Origin of the sequence: Arsenicicoccus sp. oral taxon 190 (assembly GCF_001189535.1) — a bacterium.
Taxonomy (GTDB): Bacteria; Actinomycetota; Actinomycetes; order Actinomycetales; family Dermatophilaceae; genus Arsenicicoccus.
Window position 1 is genome coordinate 3006497 of the sequence record NZ_CP012070.1, and the last position, 21466, is coordinate 3027962.

Annotated in this window: 17 protein-coding genes, 1 tRNA gene, 1 other RNA gene and 1 pseudogene; 10 read left to right on the forward strand and 10 right to left on the reverse strand. The window is 72.3% G+C overall.

What is annotated here, in order from left to right:
• Window positions 1-31 precede the first annotated feature (31 nt).
• An RNA gene (gene rnpB, locus ADJ73_RS16355) (RNase P RNA component class A) lies at window positions 32-399 on the reverse strand.
• A gap of 57 nt (window positions 400-456) precedes the next feature.
• Window positions 457-1914, reverse strand: a complete 1458-nt coding sequence (locus ADJ73_RS13985) for an RNB domain-containing ribonuclease (RefSeq protein ID WP_050349479.1) — start codon at window positions 1912-1914, stop codon at window positions 457-459.
• A gap of 32 nt (window positions 1915-1946) precedes the next feature.
• Here ADJ73_RS13985 and ADJ73_RS13990 point away from each other — a divergent pair, with 32 nt between their 5' ends.
• On the forward strand, window positions 1947-2711 hold the full coding sequence (locus ADJ73_RS13990) for a YaaA family protein (protein WP_050348777.1): 765 nt from the start codon (window positions 1947-1949) through the stop codon (window positions 2709-2711).
• 72 nt (window positions 2712-2783) lie between these two features.
• On the opposite strand, the gene ADJ73_RS13995 is transcribed toward ADJ73_RS13990, so the two are convergent.
• From ADJ73_RS13995 to ADJ73_RS14020, 6 genes and pseudogenes are all read right to left on the reverse strand, one after another.
• Complete coding sequence (locus tag ADJ73_RS13995) at window positions 2784-3959, reverse strand: bifunctional RNase H/acid phosphatase (RefSeq protein ID WP_050348778.1); 1176 nt, start codon at window positions 3957-3959, stop codon at window positions 2784-2786.
• Entirely contained in the window at window positions 3956-4696 is a 741-nt protein-coding gene (locus ADJ73_RS14000; RefSeq protein WP_050348779.1) for a zinc ribbon domain-containing protein, read from the reverse strand. The genes ADJ73_RS13995 and ADJ73_RS14000 overlap by 4 nt, the downstream gene beginning before the upstream one ends.
• The gene (locus tag ADJ73_RS14005; RefSeq protein ID WP_082177014.1) at window positions 4693-5667 is read right to left on the reverse strand and encodes a Nif3-like dinuclear metal center hexameric protein; all 975 of its coding nucleotides are present in this window, start codon (window positions 5665-5667) and stop codon (window positions 4693-4695) included. The genes ADJ73_RS14000 and ADJ73_RS14005 overlap by 4 nt, the downstream gene beginning before the upstream one ends.
• Window position 5668: 1 nt before the next feature.
• Window positions 5669-5741 (reverse strand) — tRNA-Val (locus ADJ73_RS14010).
• Window positions 5742-5806: 65 nt separating this feature from the next.
• Window positions 5807-6285 (reverse strand): annotated as a pseudogene (locus ADJ73_RS14015) (peroxiredoxin).
• 122 nt (window positions 6286-6407) lie between these two features.
• Entirely contained in the window at window positions 6408-6836 is a 429-nt protein-coding gene (locus tag ADJ73_RS14020; protein ID WP_050348780.1) for a DUF3052 domain-containing protein, read from the reverse strand.
• Window positions 6837-6988: 152 nt separating this feature from the next.
• Between ADJ73_RS14020 and fdhD the strand changes: the two genes are divergently transcribed.
• A complete protein-coding gene (fdhD, locus tag ADJ73_RS14025; protein ID WP_050348781.1) occupies window positions 6989-7834 on the forward strand; it encodes a formate dehydrogenase accessory sulfurtransferase FdhD in 846 nt (281 codons plus the stop codon).
• 174 nt (window positions 7835-8008) lie between these two features.
• Entirely contained in the window at window positions 8009-10762 is a 2754-nt protein-coding gene (gene aceE / locus ADJ73_RS14030; protein ID WP_050348782.1) for a pyruvate dehydrogenase (acetyl-transferring), homodimeric type, read from the forward strand.
• Between the two features lie 165 nt (window positions 10763-10927).
• Here aceE and ADJ73_RS14035 read toward each other — a convergent pair whose 3' ends face one another.
• On the reverse strand, window positions 10928-12139 hold the full coding sequence (locus ADJ73_RS14035) for an IS256 family transposase (RefSeq protein ID WP_156188332.1): 1212 nt from the start codon (window positions 12137-12139) through the stop codon (window positions 10928-10930).
• A gap of 565 nt (window positions 12140-12704) precedes the next feature.
• On the opposite strand from ADJ73_RS14035, the gene ADJ73_RS14040 reads away from it, so the two are divergent.
• On the forward strand, window positions 12705-13730 hold the full coding sequence (locus ADJ73_RS14040) for a DDE-type integrase/transposase/recombinase (RefSeq protein ID WP_050346700.1): 1026 nt from the start codon (window positions 12705-12707) through the stop codon (window positions 13728-13730).
• A 165-nt stretch (window positions 13731-13895) separates the two neighbouring features.
• On the forward strand, window positions 13896-14666 hold the full coding sequence (locus tag ADJ73_RS14045) for a hypothetical protein (protein ID WP_050348784.1): 771 nt from the start codon (window positions 13896-13898) through the stop codon (window positions 14664-14666).
• Between the two features lie 311 nt (window positions 14667-14977).
• Here ADJ73_RS14045 and ADJ73_RS14055 read toward each other — a convergent pair whose 3' ends face one another.
• Window positions 14978-16147: a glycerophosphodiester phosphodiesterase gene (locus ADJ73_RS14055; RefSeq protein WP_050348786.1), complete on the reverse strand. Its 1170-nt coding sequence runs from the start codon at window positions 16145-16147 to the stop codon at window positions 14978-14980.
• A 154-nt stretch (window positions 16148-16301) separates the two neighbouring features.
• Here ADJ73_RS14055 and ADJ73_RS14060 point away from each other — a divergent pair, with 154 nt between their 5' ends.
• The 5 genes from ADJ73_RS14060 (at window position 16302) to fabF (ending at window position 21413) form a co-directional block, all read left to right on the forward strand.
• On the forward strand, window positions 16302-17480 hold the full coding sequence (locus tag ADJ73_RS14060; RefSeq protein ID WP_050348787.1) for a PucR family transcriptional regulator: 1179 nt from the start codon (window positions 16302-16304) through the stop codon (window positions 17478-17480).
• Window positions 17481-17597: 117 nt separating this feature from the next.
• Entirely contained in the window at window positions 17598-18551 is a 954-nt protein-coding gene (locus ADJ73_RS14065; protein ID WP_050348788.1) for an ACP S-malonyltransferase, read from the forward strand.
• Window positions 18548-19618 (forward strand): beta-ketoacyl-ACP synthase III, encoded by a 1071-nt coding sequence (locus ADJ73_RS14070; protein ID WP_050348789.1) that lies wholly within the window; start codon window positions 18548-18550, stop codon window positions 19616-19618. The genes ADJ73_RS14065 and ADJ73_RS14070 overlap by 4 nt, the downstream gene beginning before the upstream one ends.
• Window positions 19619-19790: 172 nt before the next feature.
• Window positions 19791-20039 carry an acyl carrier protein gene (locus ADJ73_RS14075; protein ID WP_050348790.1) on the forward strand — a complete coding sequence of 83 codons (249 nt, stop codon included), beginning with the start codon at window positions 19791-19793 and terminating at the stop codon, window positions 20037-20039.
• A 120-nt stretch (window positions 20040-20159) separates the two neighbouring features.
• Window positions 20160-21413: a beta-ketoacyl-ACP synthase II gene (gene fabF, locus ADJ73_RS14080; RefSeq protein WP_050348791.1), complete on the forward strand. Its 1254-nt coding sequence runs from the start codon at window positions 20160-20162 to the stop codon at window positions 21411-21413.
• Window positions 21414-21466 lie beyond the last annotated feature (53 nt).

Below are 21466 nucleotides of genomic sequence, written 5' to 3' on the forward strand. Positions count from 1 at the left end.
CGTGCCGCGACCGAGTGTAACGACGGTGGTGCGGATGAGTCGGTCTGTACGCCGGGTTCTGTCCCCCTCCTCGCGGAGGATGGGCGATCATCCATCTCGGGTGGCCGTTGCCGGACACCTCTAGCGCTCTACCCGTGCACTCGGGCGGGCCGCCCTCGGACGTGCACTGTCTGAGCTTGCTTCAGGTGGGGTTTACCGAGCCGGTGCAGTCACCTGCACCGCTGGTGGTCTCTTGCACCACCGTTTCACCCTTACCACCACGGCCGGAGCCGGGTGGCGGTCTGCTTTCTGTGGCACTGTCCCGCGGGTCGCCCCGGGTGGCCGTTAGCCACCACCTTGCCCTGTGAAGCCCGGACGTTCCTCGGCACCTGACGGTGACGCGATCGCCCGACCGACTCATCCGCCGACCAGTCTAGCGGGCCGCCCGGGCCGTCCACCGCTCGTCCCGTATGCCGCTCACGCCGTCCGCTGCTCGTTGGCTCCGGGGCCCACCGCCTCGAACGTGACCCGCCGCTCGGCGACGGAGGCCTCCACCAGCCGCACCTGGACCTGCTGCCCGAGCTCCACCTCGCCGCGGCACGGCGCGAGGATCGGGTGGCCGGTGAGCTGCACCAGCGCCGGCCCCTTGTCGCCCTGCTCGACCACGCCCGCCGCGAAGACCTCGCCGACGTGCGGCTGCAGCACGGCCGCCTCGACCGCGTCGGTGCAGGCGCGCTCGACGCCCTTGGCGCGGCGGTCGCTGGCCTTCATCAGCTCGGGCAGGTCCGGGAGGGCGGCGCGGGCCCAGTCCGGGACCGGCTGCCCGGCGACCAGGGCCTCGCACACGGCCAGGCCGAAGCGGTCGACGAGCCGCCGCAGCGGCGCGGTGACGTGGGCGTAGTCCGCCGCCAGGGCCGCGTGCTGGGTCTGCTCGGGCGGCTGCCCGTCGAAGGGGGTGTAGGACGCGCCCCGGAAGAGGCTGGTGGCGGCGTGGATCACGGCGAGGTGGCGGGGGTCGCGACGGTCGAGGCCCTGCAGCATCTCGCCATACGGCTGGTCCTCGGGCCACGGCACCCCCAACGTCGCGCACTGGCGGCGGAGCCGCTGCAGGTCGCGCGGCGCCGCCGGCGGCATGGTGCGCAGGATCCCGACGCCGCCCTCGAGCATCACCGAGGCGGCCGCCATGCCGGTCATGAGGGAGATCTGGGCGTTCCAGTCCTCGACCGGCGCGAGCGGGCGCAGCTCGAGGGTGTAGCCGCCGGCGGGGTCGGGGTGCACCTCCTGCTCTGGCATCGGAAGGCTGGCGCCACCCCGGGCCCGCTCCTGCGCCATCCGGCTCAGGCCCACCTCGCGGAGCAGGAGCAGCAGCTCGTCGGCCCGGCCGTCGTCCAGGTCCCGCTGCACCCCGTCGTAGTCCAGGCGGGCCGCCGAGCGCACCATCGCCCGGTCCAGGCCCTCCAGGCGGACCTGGCCGTCGGCGTCGACCCGCAGGTCCCACACGAAGGCCGGCCGCACGACCCCGGGCAGCAGGCTCGCGGCGTCCTCGCTCAGGACCGTGGGGTGCAGCGGGGTGCGCTGGTCGGGCGCGTAGACGGTCTGGCCGCGCCGCCTCGCCTCGGCGTCGACGGCTCCGCCCGGGTCCACCCACAGCGGCACGTCGGCGATCGCGTAGCGCACCCGCACCCCCTGCCCGTCGCGCTCGAGGTGCATCGCCTGGTCCAGGTCCATCGACCCCACCGGGTCGATGGTCACGAAGGGCACGTCCGTGAGGTCGGTGCCGGTGGTGCGCTGCTCCCGGGCCACGCGCTCCGCCTCCGCCAGCGCCTCGGGCGGGAAGTCGGTCGGCACCTCCAGCTCGGCGCGGATCGCGTCGAACGTGCGGTGCAGCTCGTCGTCGCCAGGGTCGGAGGTCAGCCTGATGCGGGTCGCAGCCATGGCGCTCACTCTAGGGTCCCTAGGCTGTCCCGGTGCTGATCCTGCTGCCCCCGTCGGAGTCGAAGTCCTCCCGCCGCCGCGGTCGCCCGAGCCGTCCCGAGTCGTTGTCGTGGCCCGAGCTCGCCCCGGCACGGGCGGAGGTGGCGGCGCAGCTGGCCGCGGCGAGCGCCGCCCCGGACGCCCCGGCCCGGCTCGGCGTGTCCGAGGGCCTGCGCGCCGAGGTGGCCCGCAACCTGGTGCTCGACACGGCGCCCGCGGTACCCGTCGCCGAGCTCTACACCGGGGTGCTCTACGACGCGCTGGACCTGCCCACGCTGGGTGCGGACGGGATGCGGCGGGCGCGGAGGTTCGTCGTGGTGCAGTCGGCGCTGCACGGCGCCCTGCGCCTCGCCGACCGGGTCGCGCCCTACCGCCTGTCGATGGGGGTCTCGCTCGGCGCCCTCGGGCCCCTGGCCGCCTGGTGGCGCCCCCGGCTCGCGCCGGTCCTGTCGGCAGCCGCCGGCACCGGGCTGGTCGTGGACTGCCGCTCCAGCACGTATGCCGCCGCGTGGTCACCGTCCGGCGACGTCGCCGGTCGATGGGTGCATGTCAGGGTGCCCGGGGCGACCCACCTCGCCAAGCACACCCGCGGCCTGGTCACGCGAGCGGTCTGCGATCTGCCGACGACGCCGCGCAGCCCCGCCGCCCTGGCGCACGCCCTCGAGGGGGACGGTGGTCCCGGCACTCTCGCCGTGGCCCTGACTCCCCCGGCCCGTCCCGGGCGGCCCTGGGTCCTCGACGCGACCTACCGCGCGTAGGACGCCAGGCCCGGATGGAGGGCCTAGGACGGAGGGCCGAGGACGGAGGGCTCGGCCTCGCGGCCCGGGCGCTCAGTCGCCGAGGTGGTCGGTGCGGTTGACGAAGGAGACCACGGCGTTGCCATCGCGCCACACCTCGACCCCGGTCAGCGAGCCCGGGGCGAGGGCGAGCCTCCAGAAGCCCTCGGGCGCGATGCCGAGCAGGTCCGTCAGGATCACCAGGAAGGGTTTGCGGTGCCCGACCAGCACGGTCGTGCCGCCCGCCGCGACCAGGTCGTGCCACCCGGCGAGGACCCGCTCGCGCAGCTGCTCGTGGCTCTCCCCGCCCGGGCGGGCGTAGGTCTGGTCGGTGCGCAGCCGCACCAGCTCGTCCGGCCACCGCGCGCTGATCTGGCCCATGGACTTGCCGTCCCAGTCGCCGAAGCCCTGCTCGTCGAAGCGGTCGTCGGCCGTCGGCGTGACCCCCAGGCGCTCGCCGAGGACGGCGCCGGTCTGGCGCGCGCGGTAGAGCCCGCTGGTCACGACCCGCACGTCGCGGCCCACGAGGGCGCGGACGGCGCGTGCGACGTCCGAGGCCTGCTCCCGGCCCTGGGTGTTGAGGCCGGGGTCGCCCCCGCCGCGGCCGTCCAGCTGGGCGCGCAGGGTGTGGTCGGTCACCCCGTGGCGCACCAGCAGGACACGGGTCGGCGGGGTGAGGTCGGGCTCGCTCTGCCGCGGCTCGACGGGCGCCTCGGCGACCGTGGTGGTGGCGCTGGTGGCCGGGGTGGCCGCGTCCGGCGCCGCCCCGGGAGCAGCGTCGGGCGCGGCATACGAGCGGTCGATGGTGCGGCCGTCCATGCCGTCGTTGGACAGCGCGTCGGCGGCCTTGTTGTCGGCGCGGGGGATCCAGGTGAAGGTCACCGACCCGCCCGCCGCGGACCGCGCCGAGCACAGCTCGCGGGCCGCCAGCGCGAGCCGACGCATGTCCTCGTGCTTGATCTTCCAGCGCCCGGCCATCTGCTCGACGACGAGGTTGGAGTCCATCCGGACCTCCACGTCGGCGGCCGGGTCGATCCGGGCTGCCGCCTCGAGCCCGGCGATGAGGCCGGAGTACTCCGCGACGTTGTTGCTCGCCTTGCCGAGCGGGGCGGCGCGCTCCGCCAGGACCGCCCGGGTGTCGGCGTCCCGGACCAGGGCGCCGTAGCCGGCGACGCCGGGGTTGCCGCGCGAGCCCCCGTCGGCCTCGACGACGAGCCGGCGCGCCGTCACAGCCCGGACTCGGGGGTGCGCACCAGGATGCGGCGGCACTCCTCGCAGCGGAGCACCTGGTCGTCGGCGGCGCTGCGGATCCGGCCCAGGTCGACCTGGTTGAGCTCCATGTGGCAGCCCTCGCAGCGGCGCTGCCGCAGCGCGGCCGCACCGACCCCGCCCACCGACTCGCGGATCGTCGTGTAGAGCGCGAGCAGGTCCTCCCCCACACCGCCGGCAACGTCGCCGCGGCGCCCGGTGACCTGCTCCCGCTCGGCCTCCAGCGTGCGGACCAGCGCGTCCCGCGCCGAGACCGTCTCGGCGAGCTCGGCCTCCAGCTCGGCGGCACGCGCCTCGAGCCGGTCCAGCGTGGCCTGGTGCCCCTCGGCGCGCTCCATCACCTCGAGCTCCTGGTCCTCCAGGGTGCTCTGGCGCCGTTGGAGGGAGGCGATCTCGTGCTGCAGGGCCTGCAGGTCCTTGGCGGTGCCTTGTCCGGAGTCCAGACGAGACTGGTTGCGGGTCAGGCGATCTCGCACCAGCTGCACCTCGTCCTCGGCCCGCCTGACCTCGCGGTCCACGTCGCTGACCGCGGTGCGAGCCAGGACCAGGTCTGTGTCGATGTCGGCGCGGCGCCGAGTGGCGGCGTCGACCGCGCGCTGCTCGTCGGAGGAGCGCAGCCGGTGGGTGATCTGGTCCAGGCGGGTGTCCAGCTCGGCGAGGTCGAGCAGGCGCCACTGGCGGGAGGCGTCAGCCTTCACGGGCGTACTCCTTCGGTCGGTCCGGGGCGGGCGCCCGGGACGGCGGTGGGGACGGCGGTGGTGCCGTCGGAGACGGTGGTGGTGCCGGCTCTGGCATCGGCAGTGGTGCCGTCGGTGTCGGCAGTGGTGGCGGCTGAGGCAGCGGTGAGCCCCGCGGGCCCGTCCGTGGCCACGAGGAAGGTCCAGGGGTCGGTGACCCGGGCGCTCGTGGTCACCTCGAGGTCGGGCAGCCGCTCGACCAGGCGGTCGCGCAGCACCGTCAGCCAGACCGCCTCGGTGGCGTAGTGCCCGGCATCGACCAGGTATGGCGCGCCGCCGCGTCCCTCCTCCCGAGCCTCCAGGGCGGGGTGGTGCCGCAGGTCGCTGGTGACGTAGACGTCCGCACCCGCGGAGCGCACCGCGTCGAAGAGGCTGTCGCCGGCGCCGCCCAGCACGGCGACGGTCCGCACCTCAGCCTGCGGCGGCCCGCTGACCCGGAGGCCGACCGGGGTGGCGGGCAGGACGGCGGCCAGCCGCCGCGCGAGGTCCCGCAAGGGCATCGGGTCGACCTCGCCGACGCGGCCGAGCGGCTGGCCCTCCTCCACGGCGAGGGGTCGGACGTCGCGCAGCTCCAGCGCCTCGGCCAGCGCCTGGGAGACGCCGTCGTCGGCGACGTCGGCGTTGGTGTGGGCGCAGTAGAGGGCCACGTCGCCGACGACGAGCCGGGTGACCGCGGCGCCCTTGGCGGTGGTGGTCGCGACGGAGTGCACGCCGCGCAGCAGCAGGGGGTGGTGCGTGACCAGCAGGTCGTAGCCGCCCGCGACCGCCTCTTCGACGACGTCGAGGGTCGGGTCCACGGCGAGCAGCACCCGCCGGACGGGCTGGGCCGGGTCACCGGTGACGAGGCCGACGCGGTCCCACGACTGGGCGGTGTCCTCGGGGTAGAGCCCGCGCAGCGTCGCCAGCACGTCGTCGAGGGTCAGGCTGTCCATGTGGGCCCGGCCGGGATCGAACCGACGACAGCTGCGGTGTAAACGCAGTGCTCTACCAGCTGAGCTACAGGCCCCGTCGCGGCGCCGGGGACGGCGCCGCGACGGACCATTGTGCCAGCCCGCGAGCGCGGCGCGTCCGTCAGCCGCGCAGCGCGGCGAGCGCCTCGTGGTAGCCGGTGAAGTCCCGCCCCTGGCCGGGCTCGTTGACCAGGGTCCAGGCGATGGTGCCCTCCTTGTCGACGAGGAAGGTGCCGCGCTTGGCCAGGCCGCCACCCTCGACGAAGACGCCGTAGTCCTGGGCGACCTTGCCGTGCGGCCAGAAGTCGGACAGCAGCGGGAAGTCGTAGCCCTGGTCCTCGGCCCACGCGCGCAGCGTGAACATCGGGTCGCAGGAGATCGCGAGAACCTGGACGTCCTCGCCCTGGAAGCCGGCGATGTTGTCGCGGATCTCGCACAGCTCGCCGGTGCAGATGCCGGAGAAGGCGAAGGGGTAGAACACCAGGACGACGTTCTTGTCCCCCGGAAGGAGGACAGCGTCACGTCCTCGCCGAACTGGTTCTTGAGGGTGAGGTCGGGGGCCTTCGAGCCCACGGACGGTGCGGTCTGGGAGTCGCTCATGACCCCAGTCTGTCAACCCTCGCGGCGGCCGCAACCCTGGCGGCGGGCGCGGCTCGTCCCGACGACGCAGGTCGCCGCCCCCTCAGCGGCGCACGGCGGACGTCAGCCGCGCACAGCGGCCGTCAGCGCCGCTTGGTGCGGGCGGGGACGAGGCGGGCGCCGGCCCAGTCCCGCGACCCGGTGAGCGCACCCGACACGTGCAGCCCGGCGGTGCCGGCGGCCTCGGCGATGTCCGAGGGCTCGACCTCCCCCGGACGGCCCGCCCGCGGGCTCATCAGCAGGATGAATCCCTGGTCCTCCAGGTCGGTGAGCGCGTCGACGATCGCGTCCACCAGGTCGTCGTCCCCGTCGCGGTACCACAGCAGGACGGCGTCCACCACGTCCCCGTGGTCCCCGTCGACGAGGTCGCCCCCGATGTGGTCCATCAGCTGCTCGCGCAGGTCCAGGTCGACGTCGTCGTCGTAGCCGAGCTCCTGCACGACGGTGCCCTCGGTCAGCCCGAGCTTCGTGAGGTGGGCTGCCGCAGCGGCCGCTTCCGCGGTCGGTGTCACTGTCGTCGTCGTCCTTCCGTCTCGCCGCGGCGGCACAACCGGCCTCGCGGGCCCCCTCCCTGCGAGGTGGTGCCCTCTAGTCCACCGAATCCCGAGGCATCTGGCAAGGACGTGCGCCCGCTCGGGGGCGGCGCGTCACCTACCCTGACGCCATGGGAAGGGTGACGACGCGGGTGCCGGCGACACGGTTCGTCGTGGCGGAGGAGGCGGTCGAGCAGCGGCCGCGGCCGGACACGCTGGCGGTCGAGGAGCCCCTGGAGGTGCGGGTCGCCGGCGAGGTCGTGGCGGTGACGATGCGGACCCCGGGCGACGACTTCGACCTCGCGGTCGGCTTCCTGCTCACCGAGGGCGTCATCACGTCCGCCGACGACGTGCTCGGGATGATGCACTGCCTGGACGAGGGCGAGGACGGCTCGCCCACCTACAACGTCGTCGACGTGACCCTGCGCCCGGGTGCCGGGTCCGCCGAGGCGCTGGCCAGCGCGACCCGCAGCACCTACACGACGAGCTCGTGCGGGGTCTGCGGCAAGGCCGGGATCGACGCGATCCGCACGCGGCTCCCCTACCCGGTCGGCGAGGACCCCGTGACGGTCCGGGCCCGGGACCTCGTGCGTATGCCGCAGACGCTGCGCGAGCACCAGGGCGCCTTCGACAAGACCGGCGGGGTGCACGCGGCAGGCCTGTTCACCCCGGCCGGCGAGCTGCTCCTGCTGCGCGAGGACGTCGGGCGGCACAACGCCGTTGACAAGGTCGTGGGGGCCGCCGCCCGGGAGGGACGCCTGCCGCTCACGGGCCATGTCCTGCAGGTCAGCGGCCGCGCGAGCTTCGAGCTCACCCAGAAGGCCGCGATGGCGGGGCTGCCGGTCCTGTCGGCGGTGTCCGCGCCGTCGTCGCTGGCCGTGGACCTCGCGCGGGAGGTCGGGCTGACGCTGGCCGCCTTCGTGCGCGAGCCCCGGCTCACGGCATACGCGCGGCCTGACCGGGTGAGCACCGACTGAGGTGCGTCACCTTTTGCACCGGATAAAAAGGAGCAAATAGTCTCGACCCGTGGGCGCCCCGTGCCCCGGTGTGACCTGGACCCCACCTTGGGTGGAGACTGGGGCACAGTCGTCCCGCCGCCGCGCCCGACCCCTGGCGCGCCGACCGGGTCCATCAACGAAAGGACGTGAGGCGTGGTAGCACGCGAGGGCGTCGGTCCGATCATCAACGGACTGCCCAACCAGCTCCCCGACATCGACCCGGACGAGACCCAGGAGTGGATCGAGTCCCTCGACGGGATCATCGACGAAGGGGGCCGTCAGCGGGCGCGCTACGTCATGCTCAAGCTCCTCGAGCGGGCCCGTCAGCGCCAGGTCGGCGTCCCCTCCCTGACCTCCACCGACTACGTCAACACGATCCCGCCCGAGCGCGAGCCGTGGTACCCCGGCGACGAGAAGATCGAGCGCGGCTACCGCCGCCTGCTGCGGTGGAACGCCGCGATGATGGTGCACCGCGCCCAGCGCCCCGGCATCGGCGTCGGCGGCCACATCTCGACCTACGCGTCCGCGGCGACGCTCTACGAGGTCGGCATGAACCACTTCTGGCGCGGCAAGGACCACGCCGGCGGCGGCGACCAGATCTTCTTCCAGGGCCACGCCTCCCCCGGCATGTACGCCCGCGCCTACCTCGAGGGACGGCTCGACGAGACCGACCTCGACGGCTTCCGCCAGGAGCACTCCCACGTCGTCGACGGCAAGGTCCGCGCCCTCCCGTCCTACCCCCACCCCCGGCAGATGCCGGACTTCTGGGAGTTCCCGACCGTGTCGATGGGGCTCGGCCCGGTCAACGCGATCTACCAGGCGCAGTTCAACCGCTACCTGCACCACCGCGGCATCAAGGACACCTCCCAGCAGCACGTCTGGGCCTTCCTCGGCGACGGCGAGATGGACGAGGTCGAGTCGCGCGGCGCGCTGCAGTGGGCCGCCAACGAGGAGCTCGACAACCTCACCTTCGTGATCAACTGCAACCTGCAGCGCCTCGACGGCCCGGTCCGCGGCAACGGCAAGATCATGCAGGAGCTGGAGAGCTTCTTCCGCGGCGCGGGGTGGAACGTCATCAAGGTCGTGTGGGGCCGCGGGTGGGACCCGCTGCTCGCCGCCGACCGCGACGGGGCGCTCGTCAACCTGATGAACACCACCTCCGACGGCGACTACCAGACCTTCAAGGCCAACGACGGCGCCTACGTCCGCAAGCACTTCTTCGGCCGTGACCCGCGCACCGCCAAGATGGTCGAGGGCTGGTCCGACGAGGAGGTGTGGCGCCTCACCCGCGGCGGCCACGACTACCAGAAGGTCTACGCCGCCTACAAGGCCGCGACGGAGACGACCGGCGTCCCGACCGTCATCCTCGCCCACACCATCAAGGGCTACTTCCTCGGCCAGCACTTCGCCGGGCGCAACGCCACCCACCAGATGAAGAAGTTCGCGCTCGACGACCTCAAGGACCTGCGCGACCGGCTCGAGATCCCCGTCACCGACCAGGTGCTCGAGGACGACCCCTACCAGCCGCCCTACTACCACCCGGGCCAGGACGACGAGCGCATCAGCTACATGATGGCCCGGCGCCAGGAGCTCGGCGGCGGGCTGCCCTCGCGGCGCCGGGGCGGCAAGGCCCTCAAGCTGCCCGAGGACAAGGCCTACGCCACGGTCAAGAAGGGCTCCGGCAAGCAGCAGATCGCCACGACCATGGCCTGGGTCCGGCTGCTCAAGGACCTGATGCGCGACAAGGAGTTCGGCTCGCGGGTCGTCCCGATCATCCCCGACGAGGCGCGCACCTTCGGCATGGACTCGTTCTTCCCGACGATCAAGATCTACAACCCCCACGGGCAGAACTACACGCCGGTCGACCACGAGCTGATGCTCGCCTACCGCGAGGCCAAGAACGGCCAGATCCTGCACCTCGGGATCAACGAGGCCGGGTCGGTCGCGGCCTTCACCGCCGCCGGGACGTCGTACTCCACGCACGACGAGCCCATGGTGCCGATGTACATCTTCTACTCGATGTTCGGCCTGCAGCGGACCGGTGACGCCATCTGGGCCGCCGCCGACCAGCTCAGCCGCGGCTTCCTGCTCGGCGCGACCGCGGGGCGCACCACCCTCACCGGCGAGGGCACCCAGCACATGGACGGGCACAGCCCGCTGCTGGCCTCGACCAACACGGCGCTGGTGGCCTACGACCCGGCGTTCTCCTTCGAGATCGCCCACATCATGAAGTCCGGCCTCGAGCGGATGTACGGCCAGAACGCCGAGGACGTGATCTTCTACCTCACGCTCTACAACGAGCCGATCGTGATGCCGGCCGAGCCGGAGGACGTCGACGCCGAGGGCATCGTCAAGGGCATGTACCTCTTCAAGCCCGCCGAGGACACCGGCAACGACAAGCGGGCCCAGCTGCTCGCGTCGGGCGTCGGCGTGCCGTGGGCGCTCGAGGCGCAGGAGCTGCTCAAGAAGGACTGGGGCGTGGACGCCGACGTCTGGTCGGTGACCTCGTGGGGCGAGCTGCGCCGCGACGGCCTGGCCTGCGACGAGCGCGCCTTCCTGCACCCCGACGAGGAGGCCCCGGTCGCCTACGTCACGCAGCGGCTGCAGGACATGCCGGGCCCGGTCGTCGCCACGTCGGACTACATGCGGGCGGTCCAGGACCAGATCCGCGAGTGGGTCCCCGGTGACTACTACACGCTCGGGGCGGACGGCTTCGGCTTCTCCGACACCCGCGCCGCGGCCCGCCGCTACTACCACATCGACGGCCCGTCGATGGTGGTGCGGACCCTGGAGGCGCTCGCCAAGCAGGGCGTGGTGGACAAGGCGGTGGTCGGTCAGGCCATCGACAAGTACTCCCTGCATGACGTGACCGCCGGCACCAGCGGCAACGCGGGCGGCGACGCCTAACCCCGCCCGACCCCACCTCACCCACCTCACCCGCGATCGTGGACCCTTTTGGTAGCCCCGCTGCCAAAAGGGTCCACGTTCTTTGACCCGCCGGCCCGTTTCCTTCCCCCTCTCCCCCCCCTCCCCGGGACTGTCCGCTTAGCGGTGTAAGTGGCGTTTTCATACTCAGCGGTCTTCGGCGGCCGGCATGCGGTCGGCGAAGGTGATGGCGAAGGCGTTCAGCGCTGGCTTCCAACGCATGGTCCATCGTGTCTGGCCGGTGCCCTTGGGGTCCAGACTCCTGGTCACCAGGTACAGGACTTTCATCGCGGCCTGCTCGTTGGGGAAGTGCCCTCGGGCACGGACCGCGCGTCGGTACCGGGCGTTGAGCGACTCGATCGCGTTGGTCGAGCAGATCACCTTGCGGATCTCCACGTGGTAGTCCAGGAACGGGATGAACTCACCCCAGGCGTTCTCCCACAGGGTGCGGATCGCGGGGTAGGCCTTGCCCCACTTCTCGGCGAACTCCTCGTACCGGTCCCGTGCCGCGGCCGCGGTGGGGGCGGTGTAGATCGGTTTGAGGTCCTTGCTGATCGAGTCCCAGTACTTTCTGCTGGCGTAGCGGAAGGTGTTGCGGATCAAGTGGATGATGCACGTCTGCACGATGGCCTGCGGAAACACCGCGTTCACGCTGTCGGGTAGCCCCTTCAGGCCGTCGCACACGACGAAGAAGACATCCTTGACCCCGCGGTTGCGGAGCTCGGTCAGCACGGCCAGCCAGTACTTGGCCGACTCACCATCCCCGTCACCGGCCCACATCCCCAGCACGTCCTTGCAGCCGTTCAGATCCACCCCGATCGCGGCGTAGAACGGCCGGTTACGCACCTGCCCGTCACGGACCTTCACCACGATGGCGTCGATGAAGACCGCGGCGTAGACCTTCTCCAACGGCCGCGCCCACCACGTGGTCATCTCCTCCACGACGCGGTCGGTGATGCGGCTGACGGTGTCTTTCGACACCGATGCCCCGTACACCTCGGCCAGATGAGCTGAGATCTCGCCGGTGGTCAGTCCCTTGGCGTACAGGGACAGGACCATGGCGTCCAGGTCACCCAGGCGGCGTTGGCGCTTCTTGACCAGCTGCGGCTCGAACGAGCCGTTGCGGTCCCGGGGCACCTCGATCTCGACGGGGCCGGCGTTGTCGGTGATCACGGTCTTGGACCGCATCCCGTTGCGGGAGTTGCCGCTGCCACGCCCTGCCGGGTCGTGCTTGTCGTAGCCCAGGTGCTCGGACATCTCTTCATCCAGAGCTGTCTCGACGACCATCTTCGTCAGCTGCTTGAGCAGCCCATCCGGGCCGGTCAGGTCCATCCCGGCGTCCTTGGCAGCCAGCACCATCTGCCGGATCACGGCCGCGTTCGCTGCCGACAGATCCTGCCCAGCCGGGGGCTGCCCGTCCGGCGCTGCCGCGCCGAACGCCTCACCCGAGGCGTCCTCGAGTGGCTCCTGCGGTTCGAGTTCGTCCACGTGCTTCAGTGTCTCGGTCATGACGACCCTCCTGCCCCTTCCAGGGCGATCAGGCCACTTACACCGTTAGAGCGACAGACCCCCCTCCCCCCGCGATCGTGGACCGTTTGTGCCGTATGGCGACTGTGAAGTCCGGACACATGTGAGACCGGGATGTCCGGAGAGATCTGAGACTGCTGTTCTAGGCGTGTGGGGCGTGCTTGATCGCTATGCGTAGTGCATGGCGGGGAAGCAGGCGGCGCGTATGGCTCTGTTGGACAACGCGTGCAGGATCGAGGCGCAGTACGGCACGAAGGCGGCGTTCCCGGATGGGTTCGCCGCCTTCGCGCGGGCCCATGGGATACCGAAGGCTACGGCCTACCGGCACCGGGAAAGGGCGCTGCGGGAAGGGTCGTGGCAGCCCCGGTCGCGCCGTCCTGGGTCCAGTCCCAAGCAGGTGCCCGACTTCGTGGCCGGGCGGATCGTGGCGCTGCGCGCCGGGGCCGAGTTGGACGAGGGCGCGGACTTCATCCGGGCGGTGCTGATCGCCGAGGCCGAGCGCGACCAGTGGGCGAGCAAGGGGCTCGTCGTGCCGGCCCGCTCGACGATCAACCAGGTCCTCAAACGGGCGGGGATGCTGCGTACCAATCCCAAGAAGCGACCTCGGTCGTCCTATCGACGGTTCGCCTACGCCCGCCCGCGGGACTGCTACCAGATCGACGGCACCAACCTGACCGGGCTCGGGTTCGGCACCGGCACGGTGTGCATCATCGAGGTCCTCGACGACGCCACCCGCACCCTGGTCGCCGCGCACGTGTGCGCCGCCGAGACCAGTGTTGACGCGCGGGCCGCGCTGACCAGGGCCATCGCGGCCTTCGGCGCGCCCGGGATCGTCTTGTCCGACAACGGGGCCGCGTTCGCCAGACACTCCCGCGCCGGGGCCACCCCGGCGCCGACCAAGTTCTTCGAGCTGGTCGACCGGCACGGGACACGACTGATCCACTCCAGCCCGTACCACCCGCAGACCTGCGGCAAGTGCGAGCGGCACCACCAGACCAGCAAGCAGTGGCTGACTCGCCGTGTGCGTGAGCTCACCGCCGCGGGTCATCCACCGACCTGCATCGCCGACGTCCAGGCCCTCGTGGACCAGTACCAGGAGTACTACAACCAGCGCCGCTGGCACTCTGCCTTGAACAGCACACCCGCCCAGGCGTGGGCCGAGGCCGCCGCGCGCGGCGATCTCGGCGGCCCGACCCGCCTGCCTGCCCAACGAGACGCTGACATCCGCGCAGCGAAGGTCAGCACCGAGGGCCGCGTCCGTTTCGGCAGGCTGCGGTTCAGCGTCGGACGATCCCGAGCCGGCAGCACCGTCACGATCCTTGTCGACGGCAACCACGCCAATGTCCACGATCACGAGGGCACTTGGATCGGGCACCTCACCATCGACTGGGACACCACCGACCAAGGACGAATCGCGGCCTAACCTGTCTCACATCTATCCGGACACCACGTCTCACATGTATCCGGACAGCACAGCCGTATGGCGACCAAACCCGTCCACGTCGGCAGGGTGATGGGGCGTCGCCGTCATCCACAGGCGGGCTCCCCTCGATAGCCATGACTCCCCCGCCGAAGCCACCCTGCGGACATGATCATCGACACGAGTGCCGACCCCGTCGACGCCCTGCTGCTCGCTCAGGACGAGGTCGTCTCCCGGCAGCAGCTGCTCCAGCTCGGTCTGAGCCCGGGGCGCATCAGGGGCCTCTCCCGGCACTGGCAGCATCCCTTCGCCGGCGTCTATGTGGCGGTCCGGGCGGGCAGACCGCTGACCTTCCGGCAGCGGGCTCGCGCCGGTCTGCTCGCGGCCGGCGATGGCTCTCGGCTGCGGGGTCGCAGCGCCGGGTACCCCCAGGGTCTCGTGGACGAGGAGCCGGACGTGGTCGAGGTGCTCGACCCCTGGACCGATCGACCCCGCGGCCGCCACCCGAGGATCGCCTTCGTCCGGGAGCGACCTCGAGTTCGTCTCGCGTCAGCCGTGTTTCGTGGCCTGCCGTGCACCCAGCCGGAGGACACCGTGCTGGACCTGTGCGGCGAGGGTGGTGAGCGCCAGACGCTGACCCGGCTCGCACGCGCCTGCCAACGCCGTCTGACCACCGCCGAGCTGCTGCTGGGGCGGATGGCCGGCCGCCGGCGGGTGCGCCACCGTCGCCTGCTCAAGGAGATCCTGCTCGACGTCGCCGCGGGCGTGCACTCCCACCTCGCGAAGCGCTGGGTGGACGACGTCGAGCGCCCGCACGGTCTCCCCCCCTGGAGCGGCAGCATGTCGTCCCGCAGACCGGGCACGCGGCGGACGGTCTGCACCGCCCCACCGGCACCCTGCTGGAGCTGGACGGGGCGGCGTTCCATCGCGACGAGGTGAGGTTCCGCGACACCCGCCTTGACGCCCAGCACGCCGCCCTGTCCTACGCCACCTTCCGGGCCGACTGGGCGTCCGTCACCTACCGGGCCTGCGAGACGGCGCGGGAGTTCGCGATAATGCTGCGCTCCCGGGGGTGGGACGGCGAGCTGACGCCGTGCCCGTCCTGCGAGTACGCGGCCCCACGAGCTCGGCGAGCGTCGTGAGGCCGCGTCAACCCCTCCGGCCCCTCGCCGACGTGGACGGGTTTGGTCGCCATACGGCCCAAACAGACCACGTTGTCGGGAAAAGGAGAGGGAGGGAGAGGGAGGGGGTCAGCGGTTGGACCAGAAGACGTCCCGGGCCACCACGCCGGTGTCGGGGTTGTCGGTGAAGAGCCCGTCCAGACCGGTCTTGAGGTAGGTGACCTGCTCCTGGACCGCCTTGCCGTAGTCGGCGGGGTTGGCGCCGTTCCACAGGTCCTTGGCCATGAACTGGTTCTCGTTGCGGAAGGTCCACGGGATCACCTTGAGCCCGAGCCGGTGCGCGTCACCGACCAGCGAGGTGGGCTGGCCCAGCGTGCCGTCGGCCTTCTTGGGGATCACGAAGAACTTCTCCGGCCCGATCCCGTTGGCGAACCGGGAGATCTCCTTCAGGCCCTTCGGCGTCATCCAGTCCTGGTAGAGCCGCTTGTCGCCGCGCGAGATCAGGTCGTAGGGGCCGTCCAGCGGGCCGGTCCCGGTCCACGCGAGGAAGGTGGAGCTCGCCTTGTAGCCGTAGCGGAACCGCAGGTCCTTGAGGTTGGTGATCTCGAAGGACTGGATCCACATCGGCGCGTTGCGCTTGTTGAGGCCGTACTTCTCGGTGAGCTGCACGACAGCCGGCTCGGGGTTGAGCCCCTTGGCGTGGAAGTAGGTGGAGTGCTTGATCTCCGGGATGATGCCGATGGTGCGGCGGTACTTCCGGGACAGCCGCTCGCGCAGCTGCAGCACCTCCTCGTAGGTCGGGACCTGGTACATCCCGTCGTAGATCGTGTTGCGCTGCCGAACGGTGGCGAGGCGCTCCTTGGCGCGCAGCGTCCTGAGCTCGGCGAGGGTGAAGTCCTCGGTGAACCAGCCGGTCACGTCGACGCCGTCGAGCTTCTTGGTGGTCTTGCGGGACGCGAACTCCGGGTGCGACGCTACGTCAGTGGTCCCCGAGATCTCGGGCTCGTGCCGGTCGACCAGCTGGCCGTCCTTGGTCATCACCAGGTCGGGCTCGATGTAGTCGGCGCCCATGGCGACGGCGAGCTCGTAGGCGGCGATGGTGTGCTCGGGGCGGTAGCCGGACGCCCCGCGGTGGGCGACGACCAGCGGCTGCGGCATGCCCTTCGCGTCGGTGTAGGCGTGCCCGCGACCCTGCCCGTGACCGTCGTCGGTCTGCGGGCGGGCGGCGGAGGACAGGGCGGTGACGGGGATCATGGCGGCCGCGGCGACGACGGCCACGGCGACGTGGGTGCGCTTCATGGCCGCGACCCTAGGGACGCCAGGCGTCACCCATCGGTCACCCGGATGAACACTTGGGTGCACCGGGTGTCGACTTCGTGTCACCCGAGCAGCCCAGGCGCCGTATGCCGCCTCCCGTGGCCGGTTGTGGAGGTCGGACAACTAGAGTGGGGTGATGCCCTCCGCCCCGCCGATGCCGAGCCCCGCGTCGCTGCGGCGGGTGCAGTCCAGCGCCGGTGCGCTCGCCACCGCCGCGACCGCGCGCATCGAGGCGCGGCACGAGTGGTACCGCGCCCTCTCGGCGGAGGACCGGTCCTGGGTCGGCCTGGTGGCCCAGGCCGGCATCGGCAGCTTCCTGACCTGGCTGCGGGACCCGGGCTCGGCCCCCATGGTGACCACGGACGTCTTCGGGACGGCGCCGCGCGAGCTGACCCGGTCGGTGACGCTGGCCCAGACCCTGGACCTGGTGCGCAGCGTGGTGGGCGTCGTCGAGGAGCGGGTGGACGAGCTGGCCGCGGAGGACGACGAGCCGGCGCTGCGGGAGGCGGTGCTGCGCTACAGCCGCGAGGTGGCCTTCGCGGCGGCCCAGATCTACGCGGAGGCGGCCGAGAGCCGGGGCGCCTGGGACGCGCGGCTGGAGTCCCTCGTGGTGGACGCCGTCATCCGTGGGGAGGCGGACAACTCGTTGCGCTCGCGCGCGACCGCGCTCGGGTGGGGCTCGATCGAGCACGTCACCGTGGTGGCGGGGCCCAGCCCGCGCGAGGAGACGGCCCACGTCATGACCTCGCTGCGCCGGGCGGCCAACCGGCTCGGCGTCGAGGCGCTGAGCGCGGTCCAGGGCCGGCGGCTGCTGGTCATCCTCGGTGGCACCGAGGACCCGCGCGGCGCGACCGAGCAGCTGCTCGCCTACTTCGGCGACGGGCCGGTGGTGCTGGGCCCGACGGTGCCGCACCTCTTCGCGGCGGGTCGGTCGGCCCGGACCGCCCTGTCCGGGCTCGCCGCCGCCCGGGCCTGGCCGGAGGTCCCGCGCCCGGCCGACGCCGCCGAGCTGCTGCCCGAGCGGGTCCTTGCCGGCGACAACCAGGCCCGCAAGGCGCTGCTGGACCGGATCCACGCCCCGCTGCTGCGGGCCGGCGGCGGGCTCCTCGAGACCGCCGACCGCTACCTGGACGAGGTGAGCCTGGAGGCCACGGCGCGGGCGCTCTTCGTCCACGCCAACACCGTGCGCTACCGCCTGGGGCGGATCGCCGAGATCACGGGCTACGACCTGGCGCTGCCCCGCGAGGCCTACGCGGTGCGCGTCGCCCTCGCCCTGGGCCGCCTGTCCACGCCGCCCACCGCCCCGTGGCGCTGACGCGCGAGCCTACCCGCGCGTACCCCCACCGTTTTGTAGGGATCCTCCAAAGATCCCCCGGGTTATTGGCCAGCATCGCGCGAGGCGGCGGGGGCGGGGCCGCGACAGAGTAGGACCGTGCTAGCCATCGTGTGCCCTGGACAGGGCTCCCAGTCCCCCGGATTCCTCGCCCCGTGGCTCGAGCTGCCGGGCTTCCGAGACCGGCTGGAGTGGTTCTCCGCCGTCGTCGACCACGACCTCGTGGCCCACGGGACCGTCTCGGAGATGGACACGATCAAGGACACCGCCGTCGCCCAGCCGCTCATCGTCGGGGCCGGCCTGCTGAGCCTGCTGGCCCTCTTCGAGCACCCCGCCGCCGGCTACCCGGTCATCGGGATCGGCGGCGGCCACTCCGTCGGCGAGATCACCGCGGCGTGCGCGGCGGGTGTCCTCACCGCCGAGCAGTCGCTGGTCTTCGTCCGCGAGCGCGGGGCCGGTATGGCGCGCGCCGCCGCCCTCGCCCCCACCGGCATGAGCGCGGTGCTGGGCGGCGCCCCGGACGACGTGGCCGCCACGCTGGAGCGGCACGGGCTGACGGCCGCCAACGTCAACGGCGGCGGCCAGACCGTGGCCGCGGGGACGGTGGAGCAGCTGGAGGCGCTGGCGGCGGAGTCGCCGGCCAAGGCCCGCGTGATCCCGCTGCCCGTGGCCGGCGCCTTCCACACCGAGCACATGGCCCCGGCCCAGGAGCGCCTCGCCGTCCTGGCCCGCGGGGTCACCTCCCACGACGCCCGCGTCCCGCTGGTCTCCAACAAGGACGGTCAGGTGGTGCGCGAGGGCGGCGAGGTGCTGCGGCGCCTCGTCAGCCAGGTCGCCAGCCCGGTGCGCTGGGACCTGTGCATGGAGACGATGGTGCAGCACGGGGTCACCGGCCTGATCGAGGTGCCGCCCGCCGGCACCCTCACCGGCCTCGCCAAGCGCAACATGCCCGGCGTGGAGCTGCTGGCCCTCAAGACGCCCGACGACCTCGAGGCGGCCCACCGCATGGTCCGCGAGCACGGCGAGCAGCCGGGGACGGGGAAGGACGCATGACCAGCAGCCCAGCCACCGAGGGTCGCACCCGACCCACCCTCAAGCAGCGGGCCGGCGCCCCGCACGCCCGCGTCTGGGGTGTCGGCGGCTACCGCCCTGAGCGGGTCGTCACCAATGCCGAGGTGTGCGAGTGGATCGACTCCTCCGACGAGTGGATCCGCACCCGCTCGGGGATCGAGGAGCGCAGGTTCGCCCGCGAGGACGAGTCGGTCGTGGACATGAGCTGCGCGGCCGCGGAGGACGCGCTCGCCAAGGCCGGCGTGCGCGCCGACCAGCTCGGCGCCGTCATCGTCGCCAACGTGACCCACCCCTTCCAGACGCCGAGCGCCGCCGCCGCGGTGGCCCACCGCATCGGCGCGACGCCCGCCGCCGCCTTCGACCTGTCGGCCGCCTGCGCCGGCTACTGCCACGGCATCGGGCTGGCCAACGACATGGTCAAGGCCGGGACCGCGGAGTTCGTGCTGGTGATCGGGGTCGAGAAGCTCTCCGACTTCACCGACCGGCACGACCGCGGCACCGCGTTCATCTTCGGTGACGGCGCCGGCGCCGCGGTCGTCGGCCCGAGCGACTTCCCCGGCATCGGCCCCACCGTGTGGGGCTCCAAGGGCGAGGACTGGGACGTCATCCGCAACAAGTACTCCTGGGTGCAGCTGCGCGACCACGCCCACGTCGGCAGCCTCGAGGAGCAGAGCCCCCGCGACCCGATGCCCTGGTCCTACCTGACCATGGCGGGGCAGAGCGTCTTCCGCTGGGCGGTCTACGCGATGGCCCCGGTGTGCCGGGAGGCGCTGGACGCGGCGGGGATCACCGCCGACCAGCTCGACGCGTTCATCCCGCACCAGGCCAACATCCGCATCGTCGACGCCCTCGTCAAGCAGCTCAAGCTGCCCGAGCACGTGCCGGTGGCCGACGACATCCGCCACCAGGGCAACACCAGCTCGGCCTCGATCCCGCTGGCCACCGACCGGATGCTCACCGAGGGGCAGGCGCCCCACGGCGGTCTCGCCCTGCAGATCGGCTTCGGCGCCGGCCTCGTCTACGCGGCGCAGGTGATCGTGCTGCCGTGACGCCAGGGCCGCGCCGCCGCGGACCACGACCCGGTGCCACGACCCGGGCCACGGCGGGGCGGCATACGACCTCGACTCCCGCCTCCCGACGGGACCCATCGGGAGACTGCACGACCGACATCACCCACAGACCCCGTCGCCGCAGGCGACGGTCAACGAGAAGGAGCCCGACATGGCCATGACCGAGAACGAGATCCTCGAGGGCCTCGCCGAGATCGTCAACGAGGAGACCGGCCTGGACGCCGGCGAGGTGCAGATGGACAAGTCCTTCACCGAGGACCTCGACATCGACTCGCTGTCCATGATGACCATCGTCGTCAACGCCGAGGAGCGGTTCGGGGTGCGCATCCCGGACGAGGAGGTCAAGAACCTCAAGACCGTCCGCGACGCCGTCACCTACATCGCCGGGGCGCAGGGCTGAGCGACCAGCCGCGCGTGCCCCGGGGCGGGTCGGGACCGGTCCTCACCAGGACGGCTCCGGCCCGCCCCGGGCAACCACGGCTCGCCGCCGAGCCAGCCCCACCACACAAGGAGCAGCGAGATGACCACTAGCAACCGCAAGGTCGTCGTCACCGGCCTCGGTGCCACGACGCCCGTCGGTGGGACCGTCCCGGACACCTGGGACGCGATCCTCGCGGGCCGCTCCGGCGCCCGCACCATGACCTTCGACTGGGTGGAGGAGTACTCCCTGCCCGTCCACTTCGCTGCGACCCTGGCCGTCCCGCCCTCGGAGGTGCTGTCCAAGGTCGAGGTGCGCCGCAACGACCCCAGCACCCAGAGCGCCCTGGTCGCCACCCGCGAGGCCTGGAGCGACGCCGGCGAGCCGCAGGTCGAGCCGGAGCGGCTCGCGGTCTGCATCGGGACCGGCATCGGCGGCGTCCAGACGCTGCTGGACCAGTGGGACGTGCTGCGGGAGAAGGGCCCCCGCCGGGTCTTCCCGCTCGCCGTGCCCATGCTCATGGCCAACGGCCCGTCGGCCGCCGTCTCGCTCGAGCTCGGTGCCCGCGCCGGCGCCCACACCGCCGTGAGCGCCTGCGCCTCCGGCGCGGAGGGCATCGGCCAGGCGGTCGACCTGATCCGCAGCGGCAAGGTCGACGTCGCGGTGGCCGGTGGCACCGAGGCCGCCATCCACCCGCTGCCGGTCGCCGGCTTTGCGGCGATGCAGGCGTTGTCGACGCGCAACGACGCCCCGGAGCGCGCGTCGCGTCCCTACGACACCGAGCGAGACGGTTTCGTGCTCGGCGAGGGCGCCGCGATCCTGGTCCTGGAGTCCGAGGAGCACGCGCTCGCTCGTGGCGCCACGATCTACGGCGAGGTGGCCGGGGTCGGCGCGTCCGCGGACGCCTACCACATCACCGCGGGCGAGCCCGAGGGCAAGGGGGCGGCGCGCGCGATGCTCGAGGCGATCGAGGACGCCGGGCTGACGCCGAGCGACGTCTGCCACGTCAACGCCCACGCCACGTCCACGCCCGTCGGGGACGTCGCGGAGACCCGGGCGATCCACCGGGCCTTCGGCGACCACACGCCCTCGCTCGCGGTGACCGCCACCAAGTCGATGACCGGGCACCTGCTCGGGGCGGCCGGGGCTCTGGAGTCGGTCCTGACCCTGCTCTCGCTGCGCGACCGCGTGGTCCCCGCCACGATCAACCTGGAGCACCAGGACCCCGAGATCGACCTCGACGTGGTGACCGGCGAGCCGCGGCCGCTGCCCGAGGGCGATCTCGCCGCGCTCAACAACTCCTTCGGCTTCGGCGGCGCCAACGTCGCCCTCGTCCTCAAGACCTACCGGCGGTAGGAGGATCGACCGGCCTCCCTTCACCAGGCTGATCGTGCGGCCGCCGGTAGGTG